The organism is Streptomyces sp. NPDC056169, assembly GCF_042268445.1.
In the GTDB taxonomy this organism is placed as follows: domain Bacteria; phylum Actinomycetota; class Actinomycetes; order Streptomycetales; family Streptomycetaceae; genus Streptomyces.
Genome location: NZ_JBHJUO010000015.1, coordinates 38048 through 53186 on the forward strand (window position 1 = coordinate 38048; position 15139 = coordinate 53186).

At 70.9% G+C, this 15139-nt stretch carries 13 protein-coding genes; 5 read left to right on the forward strand and 8 right to left on the reverse strand.

Going from position 1 to position 15139, the window contains the following annotated elements; all coding sequences use genetic code 11:
- Nucleotides 1–182: 182 nt before the first annotated feature.
- The 6 genes from folE to dacB form a co-directional block, all read right to left on the reverse strand.
- The gene (gene folE, locus ACFC0G_RS25000) at nt 183–788 is read right to left on the reverse strand and encodes a GTP cyclohydrolase I FolE (protein WP_376406860.1); all 606 of its coding nucleotides are present in this window, start codon (nt 786–788) and stop codon (nt 183–185) included.
- 95 nt (nt 789–883) lie between these two features.
- Complete coding sequence (ftsH, locus tag ACFC0G_RS25005) at nt 884–2911, reverse strand: ATP-dependent zinc metalloprotease FtsH (RefSeq protein ID WP_376406862.1); 2028 nt, start codon at nt 2909–2911, stop codon at nt 884–886.
- Nucleotides 2912–3105: 194 nt separating this feature from the next.
- Entirely contained in the window at nt 3106–3645 is a 540-nt protein-coding gene (hpt, locus tag ACFC0G_RS25010; RefSeq protein ID WP_030219931.1) for a hypoxanthine phosphoribosyltransferase, read from the reverse strand.
- A gap of 41 nt (nt 3646–3686) precedes the next feature.
- Nucleotides 3687–4706 carry a tRNA lysidine(34) synthetase TilS gene (gene tilS, locus ACFC0G_RS25015; RefSeq protein ID WP_376406864.1) on the reverse strand — a complete coding sequence of 340 codons (1020 nt, stop codon included), beginning with the start codon at nt 4704–4706 and terminating at the stop codon, nt 3687–3689.
- A 207-nt stretch (nt 4707–4913) separates the two neighbouring features.
- Nucleotides 4914–6053, reverse strand: a complete 1140-nt coding sequence (locus tag ACFC0G_RS25020) for a zinc-dependent metalloprotease (RefSeq protein ID WP_376406866.1) — start codon at nt 6051–6053, stop codon at nt 4914–4916.
- An 82-nt stretch (nt 6054–6135) separates the two neighbouring features.
- Nucleotides 6136–7707, reverse strand: coding sequence for a D-alanyl-D-alanine carboxypeptidase/D-alanyl-D-alanine-endopeptidase (dacB, locus tag ACFC0G_RS25025; RefSeq protein ID WP_376406868.1), 1572 nt, complete (start codon nt 7705–7707; stop codon nt 6136–6138).
- A gap of 103 nt (nt 7708–7810) precedes the next feature.
- On the opposite strand from dacB, the gene ACFC0G_RS25030 reads away from it, so the two are divergent.
- Both ACFC0G_RS25030 and ACFC0G_RS25035 read left to right on the forward strand, forming a co-directional pair.
- The gene (locus ACFC0G_RS25030) at nt 7811–8302 is read left to right on the forward strand and encodes an inorganic diphosphatase (protein WP_141300520.1); all 492 of its coding nucleotides are present in this window, start codon (nt 7811–7813) and stop codon (nt 8300–8302) included.
- A 135-nt stretch (nt 8303–8437) separates the two neighbouring features.
- Entirely contained in the window at nt 8438–10108 is a 1671-nt protein-coding gene (locus ACFC0G_RS25035; RefSeq protein ID WP_376406870.1) for a threonine/serine exporter family protein, read from the forward strand.
- A 15-nt stretch (nt 10109–10123) separates the two neighbouring features.
- Here the strand turns inward: ACFC0G_RS25035 and ACFC0G_RS25040 are convergent, their stop codons facing one another.
- Nucleotides 10124–10846 (reverse strand): DedA family protein, encoded by a 723-nt coding sequence (locus ACFC0G_RS25040; RefSeq protein WP_376406872.1) that lies wholly within the window; start codon nt 10844–10846, stop codon nt 10124–10126.
- Between the two features lie 153 nt (nt 10847–10999).
- On the opposite strand from ACFC0G_RS25040, the gene ACFC0G_RS25045 reads away from it, so the two are divergent.
- Nucleotides 11000–11368 carry a YbjQ family protein gene (locus ACFC0G_RS25045; RefSeq protein ID WP_317596576.1) on the forward strand — a complete coding sequence of 123 codons (369 nt, stop codon included), beginning with the start codon at nt 11000–11002 and terminating at the stop codon, nt 11366–11368.
- A 111-nt stretch (nt 11369–11479) separates the two neighbouring features.
- Here the strand turns inward: ACFC0G_RS25045 and ACFC0G_RS25050 are convergent, their stop codons facing one another.
- A complete protein-coding gene (locus ACFC0G_RS25050) occupies nt 11480–12241 on the reverse strand; it encodes a MerR family transcriptional regulator (RefSeq protein WP_376406874.1) in 762 nt (253 codons plus the stop codon).
- Between the two features lie 135 nt (nt 12242–12376).
- On the opposite strand from ACFC0G_RS25050, the gene ACFC0G_RS25055 reads away from it, so the two are divergent.
- Together ACFC0G_RS25055 and ACFC0G_RS25060 are read left to right on the forward strand one after the other, a co-directional pair.
- Entirely contained in the window at nt 12377–13666 is a 1290-nt protein-coding gene (locus ACFC0G_RS25055) for an ion channel protein (protein WP_376406876.1), read from the forward strand.
- Between the two features lie 33 nt (nt 13667–13699).
- Nucleotides 13700–15118: a glutamate decarboxylase gene (locus ACFC0G_RS25060; protein WP_376406878.1), complete on the forward strand. Its 1419-nt coding sequence runs from the start codon at nt 13700–13702 to the stop codon at nt 15116–15118.
- Nucleotides 15119–15139: the final 21 nt, after the last annotated feature.

Here is a 15139-nt window from a genome sequence, read left to right on the forward strand (position 1 = left end):
CCGTTCGGTTGCCGTCCAGCGTCCACATCACGTCGCCAGGAGCCACACTCTTCGCCTGGGCGCACCCCCCGAGCAGATTCACCAGCTGCTTGCTCGCAAGCCCGTACCCCATACCGGTCCCCCTCGATCAGCGATCAACCTCACCGATCCGGACGGTATGGGGCACTCTCGGCAGACCGCTACTAGCGAGCCAATATCAGGGACATTGCCTCAGCGCGTGTAGTAGCGTCACGAAGTTGGCCACGTACCGCCGAGGTGGTCGTCTTGGCGCCCGGCTTGCGGATGCCTCGTACCGACATGCACATGTGCTCGGCTTCGATCACGACGATCGCGCCACGGGCGTCGAGGATCCGCATCAGCGAATCGGCGATCTGCGTGGTGAGTCGTTCCTGCACCTGCGGACGGCGAGCGAAGACGTCGACGAGGCGTGCCAGCTTCGACAGCCCTGTGATCTTGCCCGAATCGGCCGGGATGTAGCCGATGTGAGCCACCCCGTGGAACGGCAGGAGGTGGTGCTCGCAGTGACTAACGATTTCGATGTCCTTCACAAGGACCATCTCGTCGTGTCCGAGATCGAACGTCGTGGTCAGAACGTCCTCGGGCTTCTGCCACAGCCCGGCGAACATCTCCCTGTACGCCCGCGCCACCCGCGCCGGCGTCTCCCTCAGGCCCTCGCGGTCCGGGTCCTCGCCGACCGCGATGAGGAGCTCTCGTACGGCGTTCTCGGCGCGCTTCTCGTCGAACTCGCCGATCCTGCCCTCGCCGTCCAGCGTCACCGGGTCGGTCATCTCTTTGCCTCGTTCCGTCTCTGAAGTGCGCGAAATGCCGCGCCCCCACAGGCTAAAACCTGTGGGGGCGCGGCAGCCATTCCGGGTGGGGACCGTCAGTCCTCGGGGGTTTCCACCGGGGCGATGTCGATGCCCTTGGTGGTGTCCACGGGGGCCGACGAGCCGTTCGCCGTGCCGTTCGCGCTGTTCGTCAGGGCGAGCTCCTTGGGGGAGAGCACCGGCGGACGCGTGGACGGGGTGCGGCGGGAGGAGCCGGTCCAGGCCGGGCGGGCCGGGCGCTTGACGATGGGGGCGAAGATCTCGGCGATCTCCTCCTTGCCCAGCGTCTCCTTCTCCAGCAGGGCGAGGACCAGGTTGTCGAGAAGGTCACGGTTCTCGACGAGGATCTCCCAGGCCTCGTTGTGCGCGGTCTCGATGAGCTTCTTGACCTCTTCGTCGACCAGCGCCGCGACCTCTTCCGAGTAGTCCCGCGGGTGCGACATCTCGCGACCGAGGAACGGCTCCGTGTTGTCGCCGCCGAACTTGATCGCGCCGAGACGCTCGGTCATGCCGTACTGCGTGACCATCGCGCGGGCCGTGGCCGTGGCCTTCTCGATGTCGTTCGCCGCGCCCGTGGTCGGGTCGTGGAAGACGAGCTCCTCGGCCGCGCGCCCGCCCAGCATGTAGGCGAGCTGGTCGAGCATCTCGTTGCGCGTGGTCGAGTACTTGTCCTCTTCCGGGAGCACCATCGTGTAGCCCAGGGCACGGCCGCGGGACAGGATGGTGATCTTGTGGACGGGGTCGGAGTTCGGCGAGGCCGCCGCGACCAGGGCGTGACCGCCCTCGTGGTACGCGGTGATCTTCTTCTCCCGGTCCGACATGATCCGGGTCCGCTTCTGCGGGCCCGCGACCACGCGGTCGATCGCCTCGTCGAGCGCGCTGTTGTCGATCAGCTTCTGATCGCCGCGAGCGGTGAGGAGCGCCGCCTCGTTGAGGACGTTGGAGAGGTCCGCACCGGTGAAGCCGGGGGTGCGTCGGGCGACGGCGCCGAGGTCGACGTCCGGCGCGACCGGCTTGCCCTTCTGGTGGACCTTGAGGATCTCCAGACGGCCCTGCATGTCCGGTCGGTCGACGGCGATCTGCCGGTCGAAGCGGCCCGGGCGCAGGAGGGCGGGGTCGAGGATGTCGGGACGGTTCGTGGCGGCGATCAGGATGACGCCGCCCTTGACGTCGAAGCCGTCCATCTCGACGAGCAGCTGGTTGAGCGTCTGCTCGCGCTCGTCGTGACCGCCGCCGAGGCCAGCGCCGCGGTGGCGTCCGACGGCGTCGATCTCGTCGACGAAGACGATGGCGGGCGCGTTGGCCTTGGCCTGCTCGAAGAGGTCACGGACACGGGAGGCGCCGACACCGACGAACATCTCGACGAAGTCGGAGCCGGAGATCGAGTAGAACGGCACCCCGGCCTCGCCGGCGACGGCGCGCGCGAGGAGCGTCTTGCCGGTTCCGGGCGGGCCGTAGAGCAGGACGCCCTTCGGGATCTTCGCGCCGACGGCCTGGAACTTCGCGGGCTCCTGGAGGAATTCCTTGATCTCGTGGAGTTCCTCGACGGCCTCGTCCGAGCCGGCGACGTCGGCGAAGGTGGTCTTGGGCGTGTCCTTGGTGATGAGCTTCGCCTTGGACTTGCCGAACTGCATGACGCGGGAGCCGCCGCCCTGCATCTGGTTCATCAGGAAGAGGAAGACGACCACGATGAGGACGAAGGGGAGGAGGGAGAGCAGGATCGAGACGAAGGGCGACTGCTTCGTCGGGGAGACGGTGTAGCCCTTCTCGATCTGCCCGGCCTCGAACTTCTCCTGCAGCTTGTCGGCGACGTCGACGCCCTGGGAGCCGATGTAGCTGGCCTGGACCTTGCTGCTGTTGTCGATCTTCTGACCGTCGACGAGCTCGATCTTGATGATCTGCTCGTCACCGGTGGTGACCTTTGCCTGCTTGACCTGGTTCTTGTCGATCGCCTGGACGACCTTGCCGGTGTCCACCGTCTTGTAGCCCTCGGACGAGCCGACGACCTGCATCAGCACGACCACGGCGAGGACGGCCAGCACGATCCACATGACCGGCCCACGGAAGTATCGCTTCACGTCCATCCATACGGAGCGAGAACGCCCCGTCCCTCCTGCCCGTAGGAAAATGCTGCTGTGAGAGCTGCATGAGTGCTGCTATGTGAAAAAGCTGTTCTTCGGACGGTACCTCAGCATCGTCGCCCGCGACCGCCTTCCCGTGGTTCAACGGGGGGAAGGCGGTGCGGGTTCCCCGTCCGGCCGGGTGTTGCGCCGGGTGTTCAGCCGCCGTAGACGTGCGGGGCGAGCGTGCCGACGAACGGCAGGTTCCGGTACTTCTCCGCGTAGTCGAGGCCGTAGCCGACGACGAACTCGTTGGGGATGTCGAAGCCGATCCACTTGACGTCGATCGCGACCTTGGCGGCCTCCGGCTTCCGCAGGAGGGTGCAGACCTCCAGGGAGGCGGGCTCGCGGGAGCCGAGGTTCGACAGCAGCCAGGACAGGGTCAGGCCGGAGTCGATGATGTCCTCGACGATCAGGACGTGCTTGCCCTTGATGTCGGTGTCGAGGTCCTTGAGGATCCTGACGACGCCGGAGGACTGGGTGCCGGCGCCGTAGGAGGAGACGGCCATCCAGTCCATGGTGACGGGGGTGGACAGGGCGCGAGCCAGGTCCGCCATCACCATCACCGCGCCCTTGAGGACGCCGACGATGAGCAGGTCCTTGCCCGCGTATTCCGCGTCGATCTTCGCGGCCAGCTCTGCCAGCTTGGCGTCGATCTCTTCCTTGGTGATGAGCACCGACTGGAGGTCGGTGCCCATGTCCTTCTCGTTCACCCGGGTCACTTTCGTTGCAGCGTGCGTCAGCCTTGCCGGATGACCAGTCTGCCACCCTGGCGGCGGGCTTCGACTCGTCCGGGCAGGTTGATGGCCCCTTGGCCGCGCCAGCCGGTGATGAGGCGGTCGACTTCCTCGATGTGGCGGGCGAAGAGGGAGCCCGCGGGGGCGCCCTCGGCGATGACGGCGCGGCGCAGGACGCGGCGGCGTACGGCGGAGGGCAGGCCGAAGAGCTTGGCGCACTCGAGGGCGCCCGCCTCGTCGCGTACGGAGGTCTCGGCGTCGGCTGCCCAGGTGTCGAGGGCGTCGGCGTCGTCCCGGGAGAGCTGGGCCGTCCGGGCGAGGGCTTCGACGACGCCCTTGCCGAGGGCCTTCTCCAGGGCGGGGAGGCCTTCGTGGCGGAGCCGGGAGCGGGTGTACGCGGGGTCGCTGTTGTGGGGGTCGTCCCAGACGGCGAGTTCCTGTGCGATGCAGGCCTTGCGGACGGTCTGGCGGTCGAGGTGGAGGAAGGGGCGCCGGTAGCGGCCGGCGGCGCCGGAGACGGCGGCCATGCCGGAGAGGGAGCGGATGCCGGAGCCGCGGGCGAGGCCGAGGAGGACGGTCTCCGCCTGGTCGTCGCGGGTGTGGCCGAGGAGGATCGCGGCGGCTCCGTGGCGCTCGGCGGCGGCGTCGAGGGCGGTGTAGCGCGCGTCGCGGGCCGCGGCCTCGGGTCCGCCTTCGCGGCCGACGGTGACGGTGACGGCCTCGACGGGGGTGAGGCCGAGGGCGGTCATGCGTCCGGCGACCTCGGCGGCCCGGGTGTCGGAGCCGTCCTGGAGGCCGTGGTCGACGGTGATGCCGCCGCCTCGTACGGGGAGTTTGCGGGTCTCGAAGGCGAGTGCGGAGGCGAGCGCCATCGAGTCGGCGCCTCCGGAACAGGCGACGAGGACGAGGGGTTCGCGTCCGTCGTGCGCGGTGGTGGGGTCGGTCTGGTGCTCGGTGAGGACGTCGTGGAGTACGCGGCGGACCGCCAGGCGTATCGCCGCGACCGCAGGATGGGGACCCATGTCCGGTGCCCTTCGTGATGGGGTGGGGTGCCTCGGTCGGAGTCTTAACGGTCGGAAAGGGGGTTTCGGTCACTCAGAGTGCGTCGATGGTGACAGAAACCCGGCCGTTACCCGAGCATTGCACGCCTCACCCCATGCCCAGGGTCCCTCGGATGGGTGATTGGCGGGTTGTTCTCCCGTGTTCCTGCGCCGTCCGGCGCACCTGTCTCAGGAGTCTGCCTTACGGTGCACCCTCGCGATCCAGTCGGCGGGGGCGGCGATCTCGGCCTTGGTGGGGAGCGTGTTGGGGGAGGTCCACACGCGGTTGAAGCCGTCCATGCCGACCTGGTCGACGACGGCGCGAACGAAGCGCTCGCCGTCCCGGTACTGGCGGAGTTTGGCGTCGAGGCCGAGGAGCTTGCGGAGGGCGAGGTCGAGGCGGGAGGCGCCGCGGGCGCGCCGCTGCTGGAACTTCTCGCGGATCTCGTCGACGGAGGGGACGACCTGGGGGCCGACGCCGTCCATGACGTAGTCGGCGTGGCCTTCGAGCAGGGACATGACGGCGGTGAGGCGGCCGAGGATCTCGCGCTGCTCGGGGGTCTGGACGATCTCGACGAGGGAGGGGGAGGGTTCGCCCGCCTCGCCCTCGGGGCGGCCGCCGACGAGGGCCTGGGCGGCTTCGCGGAGGCGTTCGACGACGGTGCCGGGGTCGACCTCGGTGGCGGCGAGGAAGGACTGGATCTCGCCCTGGAGGTGGTCGCGGAGCCAGGGGACGGCGGTGAACTGGGTGCGGTGGGTCTCTTCGTGGAGGCAGACCCAGAGGCGGAAGTCGTGCGGTGAGACGTCGAGTTCGCGTTCGACGTGGACGATGTTGGGGGCGACGAGGAGGAGCCGTCCGCCGCCGTTGCCGCCTGCGGGGAGTTCGCGGGTGGCGGGGGCGAAGGTCTCGTACTGGCCGAGGATGCGGGAGGCGAGGAAGGACAGGAGCATGCCGAGCTCGACGCCGGTGACCTTGCCGCCGACCGCGCCGAGGACGGCGTTTCCGGGGGTGGTCGAGCGGCGTTCCTGCATCTTGCCGAGGAGCGGGGTGAGGAGTTCGCGGAAGCCGGCGACGTTGGCCTTGATCCAGCCGGCGCGGTCGACGACGAGGACGGGGGTGTCGTGGACGTCGGCGCCCTCGGGGAGCATCCGGGTGTAGGCGCGGACGTGTTGCTCGGAGGCTTTGGCGTGCTTGCGGAGTTCGGCGACGACCTCGCGGGCCTCGTCGCGGCTGACTTCGGGTCCGGGCCGCACGAGGCGGGTCGCGGTCGCGACCGCGAGGTTCCAGTCGACCATCCCGGATGTGCCTGCGCCACCGATGCTCGTCATGCGTCAACCGTACGGTCTCGGCGCCCGATCGGTGAGGGTTCCGGGCGGGGCTGTCGGTGGTGGGGCGGGGGTGTTCCGGGGGTCAGCCCTGTCCGGCGAGGGCCGCGGAGAGTCGGTCGAGGGCGGGCTGTGCTTCGTACGGGGAGAGGGTGCGGCCGGCGAGGAACGCGAAGGCGAGGAGTCGTCCGTCGGCGGTGACGACGGTGCCGGCGAGGGTGTTGACGCCCGTGAGGGTGCCGGTCTTGGCGCGGACGAGTCCGGCGCCCGCGGTGGCGGGCGCGGTGTCGAAGCGGCCGGCGAGGGTGCCGGTGAAGCCGCCGACGGGCAGGCCGGTGAGGACCGGGCGGAGGGCGGGGCGTGCCGGGTCGGCCGCGCGGGTGAGGAGGGTGGTGAGGAGGGCGGCGGAGACGCGGTCGCGGCGGTCGAGTCCGCTGCCGTCGGCGAAGCGGGCGCCGGCGAGGGGGAGGCCGAGTTCGGCGAGCTCGTCCCGTACGGCCTTCCCCGCGCCCTCGAAGCTGGCGGGCTGCTTGCGGGCGAGGGCGGTCTGGCGGGCGAGGGCCTCGGCGAGGTCGTTGTCGCTGTGGGTGAGGGTGCGCTCGGCGAGGTCGGCGAGGGGTGCGGAGTGCGTACGGGCGAGGGGGGCGGCGGTCTTCGCGGCCGCGGTCTTCGCGGCGGCAGTCTTCGCGGCGGCGGGGGTGCCGGGGGCCTTGGTGGGTCCTCCGGGGGCCTTGGCGGGCTCTCCGGTGGTCTTGCCGGGCTCTCCGGTGGACGTGGCGGGTCCTCCGGTGGACCTGCTGGGTTCTCCGGTGGACCTGGTGGGTTCTCCGGTGACCTTGACGCCGGCGGCCGTGAGGAGGCCGGCGAAGGCCCTGGCGGTGTCGCCTGCCGGGTCGGCGGTGCGGGGCGCGGGGCCGCTGCCGCTCCTGTCGAGGCGTCCCTCGCTGGTCATGAGGGCGGTGACGGGGGCGATGTTCTCGTTGGGGCCGATGGGGTGGAGCTCGGGTCCCTGGTAGAGGCTCGTGTCGTAGGCGAGGCGTACGGAAGTGTGGCCGCGGGCCTTGAGGGCGCGGGCGGTGTCGGCGGCGAGGCGCCCCAGGCGGGCCGGGTCGAGGGTGGGGTCGCCGCCGCCCGTGAGGGTGACGGTGCGGCCGTCGGCGGAGGCGGTGACGGTGGTGGCGATGCGGTGGTCGGGGCCGAGGGCGGAGAGCGCGGCGGCGACGGTGGCGATCTTGACGGTGGAGGCGGGTGTCATGGGGGTGCCCGCGCCTTCGCCGTACAGCTGGGTGCCCGTGGCGGTGTCGACGACGGAGGCCGTGCGGAGCGGGCCGAGGCCGGGGTCGGCGAGGAGCGGTACGAGGGTGGCGGCGAGGTCCGCGGGGCGGCCGGCGGGGCGCTCGGCGGCGGCCGGGGCGTGGAGCGCGGGGAGGACGCCGGGGGCGCTGGGGGCGGGCGCGGGGCGGCGGGGCGCGGCGGGGGCCGGGGGCGGGGGCGGGGCGTGATGCGCGCCACCCGTTACGGGGGCGGCGGCGCGGGCCCGCTCGGCCGTACGCTGACCGGAGTCCCACGGGCCGGCCGTGGTCACCGCCACGGCGGCCAGGGCCAGACCGAGGGCGGCGGAGCCCGCCGTGAGCTGCCACATCCTCGGCTCCGGCATGAGATGACCAGCCCCTTTCGCGATCACGGTCGTCCGTGAGGGACACTTAATCACCGCGCGTCGTCGCGAGCATTCACTTGTGTTGATTCAGGAGGAGCCACCCGTGGAGTTCGACGTTCTCATCGAGATCCCGAAGGGATCGAGGAACAAGTACGAGGTCGACCACGAGACGGGTCGCATCCGCCTGGACCGTCGCCTGTTCACGTCGACGGCCTACCCGACCGACTACGGCTACGTCGAGAACACCCTGGGTGAGGACGGCGACCCGCTGGACGCGCTCGTCATCCTCGACGAGCCGACCTTCCCGGGCTGCCTGATCAAGTGCCGCGTCATCGGCATGTTCCGCATGACGGACGAGGCGGGCGGCGACGACAAGCTGCTGTGCGTCCCGGCCACGGACCCGCGCATGGAGCACCTGCGGGACATCCACCACGTCTCCGAGTTCGACCGCCTGGAGATCCAGCACTTCTTCGAGGTCTACAAGGACCTGGAGCCGGGCAAGTCGGTCGAGGGTGCCGACTGGGTCGGTCGCGCCGAGGCCGAGGAAGAGATCGAGAAGTCCTACGCGCGCGCCAAGGAGCAGGGCGGCCACTGAGGCCCCGCTCTTCTGAGCTTCCGGTCTTCTGATCGTGTGACAGGCGGTGCACCTCTTCGGGGTGTGCCGCCTTTCGCACATCCGTCGCACACTCATACTGGAAGCCACCGTTCCCTAGGCAGTGAGGCGGACAGAGTGGTGGCGGAGCCGGACGGCTCGAAGGGTGCTGCGGACGATGCTCCGGAGGACCGGAAGCCGCAGTCGGACGAGGCACGGAGCGCGTTCGTCCCGCCGGCCGGGGTCGAGCAGCCCGCGCCGCCGGAGGAGGAGCATCCGACCTCCGAGTTCGCGCTTCCGCCGGGGCTGACGGCCGAGCCGCCGGCCGAGCAGGAGGGTTCGGCGTTCGCGACGCCGGCGACGTACTCGGCGAAGAACTCGCCGCCGGCGTTCACCCCGGCGTACGGGCTGCCCCTGGTGCGGCTGCCGCAGAACGCGCCGTGGCAGGACCGGATGCGGACGATGCTGCGGCTGCCGGTGCACGAGCGGCCGATGCCGGAGGCGCCCGGCAAGGAGGACGAGGCGGGGCCCTCGGTGCCGCGCGTGCTCGACCTGACGCTGCGCATCGGCGAGCTGCTGCTCGCGGGCGGGGAGGGCGCGGAGGACGTCGAGGCGGCGATGTTCGTGATCTGCCGCTCGTACGGTCTTGACCGGGTCGAGCCGACGGTGACGTTCACCCTGTTGTCCGTCACGTACCAGCCGTCGCTCGTGGACGCCCCGATCACGGCGAACCGGACGGTACGGCGGCGGGGCACGGACTACACGCGGCTCGCGGCGGTCTACACGCTGCTCGCCGACATCAACGCGCGGGCGCACGAGGTGACGCCCGAGGAGGCGTACCGGCGGCTCGCGGAGATACGGCGGAACCGGCATCCGTATCCGGGGTGGGTCCTCACGGCGGCGGCGGGCGTGCTGGCCGGTGCGGCCTCGGTGCTGCTCGGCGGTGGCCTGACGGTCTTCCTGGTGGCGGCGCTGGGCGCGGTGCTGGGCGACCGGCTGGCGTGGCTGTGCGCGGGGCGCGGGCTGCCGGAGTTCTACCAGTTCCTGGTGGCGGCGATGCCGCCGGCGGCGATGGGTGTGCTCCTGACGCTGCTGCACGCGGAGCTGCGGCCGTCGGCGGTGATCACCGGTGGGCTGTTCGCGCTGATCCCGGGGCGGGCGCTCGTGGCGGCCGTGCAGGACGGTCTGACGGGTTTCTACATCACGGCCTCGGCGCGGCTCCTGGAGGTCGCGTACTTCTTCGTCGCGATCGTGGTGGGTGTGCTGTCCGTGCTGTACATCGCCGTGCAGTTCGACGCGCAGCTGAACCCCGAGGGGGCGCTGCGGGCGGTGGAGCGGCCGGTGACGCAGATCCTGGCGTCGATGGTGCTGTGCGCGACCTTCGCGATCCTGTTGCAGCAGTCGCGGGAGACGGTGCTCTTCGCGACGCTGAACGGCGGGGTGGCGTGGGTGATCTACGCGTCGATCGCGGTGACCGCGCAGGGGTCCACGGTGATGGCGACGGCCGTGGCGGCGGGTCTGGTGGGGCTCTTCGGGCAGCTGATCGCCCGGTATCACCACACGTCGTCGCTGCCGTACGTGACGGCGGCGATCGGCCCGCTGCTGCCCGGTTCCGCGACGTACTTCGGGGTGCTCGCGATCGCCCAGAACAATCTGGACCAGGGCTTCGCCTCGCTGGCGAAGGCGGCGGCCCTGGCGCTGGCGATCGCGATCGGCGTGAACCTGGGAGGCGAGCTGGCGCGCCTCTTCATGCAGGCCCCCGGTGCGGCGTCGGCCCGTCGGGCCGCGAAGCGCACCAGGGGCTTCTAGAAGCTTCCCGGGTCTCTAGCGCTTGGCGTGGCGGCCGCGGGAGGACGGGGGGTTGGGGGTGCCGGGGGCGTCGTGTCCGGTGCCGTGGCCGCCCTGGTCGCCGTTGGCCTTGGCCTTCTTGGACTGGGAGCGGGCCCGGAGGTACTCGATGACGATCGGGACGACGGAGATCAGGACGATCCCGACGAGGATCATCTCGATGTGCTTGTGGACGAAGTCGATCTTGCCGAGGGAGGCGCCGAGCAGGGTGACGCCCGCGCCCCACAGCAGGCCGCCGATGATGTTGAACGTGATGAACTGGCGGTAGTTCATCCGGCTGACGCCGGCGATGATCGGCGTGAACGTCCGCACGATGGGGACGAAGCGGGCCAGGATCAGCGACTTCGGGCCGTGCTTCTCGAAGAACTCGTGCGCCTTCTCGATGTTCTCCTGCTTGAAGAGCTTGGAGTTGGGGCGCGTGAAGAGCGCCGGGCCCACCTTCCGGCCGAAGAGATAGCCGACCTGGTCGCCGATGACCGCCGCGGCCACGATCAGCGTGCACATCAGCCACAGCGGCATGTCCAGCTTGCCGGTCGTGATCAGCAGGCCGGTGGTGAAGAGCAGCGAGTCGCCGGGCAGGAAGAACCCGATGAGAAGGCCGGACTCGGCGAAGACGATGGCCAGGACACCGATCGGACCAAAGGTCTGAATCAGATAGTCCGGGTCCAGCCAGCTCGGTCCGAGGGCAAGCGTGTTCACGGGTTCCGGGCTCCTGCGGTCGGTGGGGGCTTGGGGGGACGGCTCGCCCCAAGCTATCAACGTGGACGGGACGCGACCGGTTCCACCTGGCTCCCACGGGATGCGGAGCGTGCCGGCGGGCCCGAGGGTGGGAGGCCAGGAGGTGCATGCCGCATGGGCATCGAGGAGTACGGAGGCGGCCAGGGGCCGCACCCAGACGTGCTGGTCGTGACGACGAACGACGTGCCGGGCTTCGAGGTCCGGCAGGTCATCGGTGAGGTCTTCGGGCTCACCGTGCGCTCGCGCCATCTGGGCAGCCAGATCGGCGCGGGGCTGAAGTCGATGATCGGCGGTGAGCTGAAGGGTCTGACGAAGACGCTGGTGCAGACCCGCAACCAGGCGATGGAACGGCTGGTGGAACAGGCCCAGGCACGCGGCGCGAACGCCGTGTTGATGTTCCGCTTCGACGTGACGGAGGCGGCGGACGTGGGCACGGAGGTGTGCGCCTACGGCACGGCCGTGGTGATCGCGCCCCGCGCCTGAGCCGGCGGGACCGGCGGGACCGGCGGGACCGGCGGGGGCGGGGCAGGACCGGCGGGACCGGCGAGGGCGGCGGGACCGGCCCGCGGGCTCGGGCACCGCCGCCCCCGCGGGTCAGGCCGCCAGGCGCCGGGCGTTCGCCCGGACGGCGGCACGCAGGTGCTCGGGCAGGCCGGGGTGGATCGCGTCGTAGAAGGCGTGGAAGTTCTCGTCGGCGACGTACATCTCGGCGAGCTGCTCGTGGGTCTTCGGGTGGCACTCGAAGAACCAGGTGGTGAGGTGGGTGCGGTGGGCCTCGGCGAGGTCCATGGCCTCCTCGGACCCGGGGTCCACGCCCCGGGCCATGAGGGCGCTGTAGGCGGCGCCCCAGGCGTCCACCTCGTCCTTCATGCGCTGCCAGTCCTCCTTGGTGTACTCGGCGGCGCGGGCCTGGGCCAGCTCGTGCGAGTGGGTGCCGCCCCAGCGGCGGGCGGACTCCTCCGCGTACCGCTCGGGGTCCTTGTCCCCGAAGACCTCGAACTTCTCCTCGGGAGTGAGGTTGATGCCCATCTTCTTCGCCTCCATGGCGTGCTCGACGGCCGCCGCCATCCTCCGTAGCTCCCCGATCCGCGCGGTCAGCAGCGCGTGCTGCCGCCGCAGGTGCTCCTGCGGGTCGGCGTGCGGGTCGTCGAGGAGGGCGGCGACCTCTTCGAGGGGAAAGCCGAGCTCCCGGTAGAACAGGATCTGCTGGAGTCTGTCGAGGTCCGCGTCGTCGTAGCGGCGGTGGCCCGCCGTGCTGCGGCCGCTCGGGGAGAGCAGTCCGATCGCGTCGTAGTGGTGCAGGGTGCGCACCGTGACCCCGGCGAAGCCGGCGACCTGTCCCACGGAGTAGCCCATCGGCCGTCCGCCCCTTTCTCTGTCGGTACGCGTGTCAGCCTCGGGCCTGACGTGACGTGAGGTGCAAGCCCTCACGAGCCGGTTCCGGGCGAATCTCGGGATGTTATGCGGCTTTTGCTCACTTATGGTGGGGCGGTGGCTTCTGATCATGTTCCACCCACGCCGTCGCCCTCCCCCGCGAAGGCCCCCCGCCTGGTCCAGCTGCGGCAGATCCCGCCCGCGCTCGCGATCGGCGTCGGGTCGAGCCTGGTGCTCCTGGGGATCAGCGCCCTCGCGGACGAGTTCAAGGACGTGCTCTGGAACGACCTGCCGGACGCCCTCGGCATCGGCGGCTACTCCTCGCTCTGGATCATCGTCATGCTCACGGCGACCGGTATCGCCGTGGGCCTCGTCGTCTGGAAGGTGCCGGGACACGCCGGCCCCGACCCGGCCTCCGGCGGTCTCGGCGGGACACCGCTCTCCCCCGGGGTGGTGCCGGGCCTGCTGCTCGCGGCCACCCTCGCGCTGGCCGGCGGAGTCAGCCTCGGCCCCGAGAACCCGATCATCACCGCCAACATCGCCCTCACCTACTGGCTCGGCCGCAAGGCGGCCCCCACGGTGCCCGCCGCCGCCTGGGTCGCCCTCGCCTCGGCCGCCACCATCGGCGCCCTCTTCGGTACGCCGGTGGCCGCCGCCCTCGCCATCTCCGAGGCCCTGGCGGGGGAGCCGGGCCGCGGCTCCCTCTGGGACCGGTTGTTCGCGCCGCTCGTCGCCGCCGGCGCCGGCGCGATGACCGCGGAGCTGCTCGCCGAGCCGACCTTCGACATGGGGCTGCCGCCGCTGACCGACCCCGGCTGGGCCGACCTCCTCGCCGCCCTGACCATCGCCTCCGCCGCGGCCGTCTTCGGCCTCGCCTCCTGCTACCTCTTCCCCTACCTCCACGCCGCCTTCGGCCGGCTGCGGCACCCGATGCTGATGCTTCCCCTCGGCGGTCTCGTCCTCGGCCTCCTGGGCGCCTTCGGCGGGCAGCTGACCCTCTTCAAGGGCCTGGAGCAGGTCAAGGAGCTCACCACCTCGATCGGCAGCTGGTCCTCCGGCGAGCTGGCCAAGCTGGCCGTGGTCAAACTCTTCGCCCTCCTCATCGCCGCCTCCTGCGGCTTCCGGGGCGGCCGCATCTTCCCCGCCGTCTTCATCGGGACCGCCTTCGGGCTGCTCGCCCAGGCGCTCGTCCCCGAGGTCCACCCCGCCGTCGCCGTCTCCTCCGCGGTCCTCGGCGTCCTGCTCGCCACCACCCGACTGGGCTGGATCAGCCTCTTCACCGGGGCCATCCTCGCCCCCTCCCCCGCGATGCTCGCCGTGCTCTGCCTGGCCTCCCTCCCGGCCTGGCTGATCGTCAGCGGACGCCCCCAGCTCGAACTCGACGAACACGGCGCCCCCCTGCACTGACCCCTATCCCCACCCGGACAGAAGGAGCCCCCCATGCCGCTGCACCAGGGTCCCGACCCCTCCTCGCCCCAGCACGAGCGCCGGCTCGCGCTCAACCCCTTCTTCGGGGAGGCCGACCCGATCGGCGGCATGACCGAGGCCCCGCCGCGCCACCGGCTGCCCGACGGTCCGCTGCCCCCGATGAGCGCCTATCAGATCGTCCACGACGAGCTGATGCTCGACGGCAACTCCCGGCTCAACCTCGCCACCTTCGTCACCACCTGGATGGAGCCCCAGGCGGGGGTCCTCATGGCCGAGTGCCGCGACAAGAACATGATCGACAAGGACGAGTACCCGCGCACCGCCGAACTGGAGCGCCGCTGCGTCGCCATGCTCGCCGACCTGTGGAACGCCCCGGACCCGGCCACCGCCGTCGGCTGCTCCACCACCGGCTCCAGCGAGGCCTGCATGCTCGCCGGCATGGCACTCAAGCGCCGCTGGTCCAAGAGGAACGCCGACCGCTACGCGAACGGCGCCCGGCCCAACCTGGTGATGGGCGTCAACGTCCAGGTCTGCTGGGAGAAGTTCTGCAACTTCTGGGAGGTCGAGGCCCGGCTCGTCCCCATGGAGGGCGACCGCTTCCACCTCGACGCCGAGTCCGCCGCAGCGCTCTGCGACGAGAACACCATCGGCGTCGTCGCCGTCCTCGGCTCCACCTTCGACGGCTCCTACGAGCCGGTCGCCGAGATCTGCGCCGCCCTGGACGCCCTCCAGGAACGCACCGGCCTCGACATCCCCGTCCACGTCGACGGCGCCTCGGGTGCCATGATCGCCCCCTTCCTCGACGAGGACCTGGTGTGGGACTTCCGCCTCCCCCGCGTCTCCTCGATCAACACCTCCGGTCACAAGTACGGCCTGGTCTACCCGGGCGTCGGCTGGGCGCTGTGGCGCTCGCCCGCCGAACTCCCCGAGGACCTCGTCTTCCGGGTCAACTACCTCGGCGGCGACATGCCCACCTTCGCCCTCAACTTCTCCCGGCCGGGCGCCCAGGTCGTCGCGCAGTACTACACCTTCCTGAGGCTCGGCCGCGAGGGCTACCGGGTGGTGCAGCAGACCTCCCGGGACGTGGCCCGGGGCCTCGCCGAACGCATCGAGGCCATGGGCGACTTCCGGCTCCTCACCCGCGGCGACCAACTGCCCGTCTTCGCCTTCACCACCGCGCCCGACGTCACGTCCTTCGACGTCTTCGACGTCTCCCGGCGGCTGCGCGAACAAGGCTGGCTGGTCCCCGCCTACACCTTCCCCGCCCACCGCGAGGACCTCTCCGTCCTCCGCGTGGTCTGCCGCAACGGCTTCTCGACCGACCTCGCCGAACTGTTCGTCGAGGACCTGAAGCGCCTGCTGCCCGAACTGCGGAACCAGCCCCACCCGTTCACCCACGACAAGGGCACGGCGACCTCGTTCCACCACTGAGCCACCGGGCGCCCGGCCCTT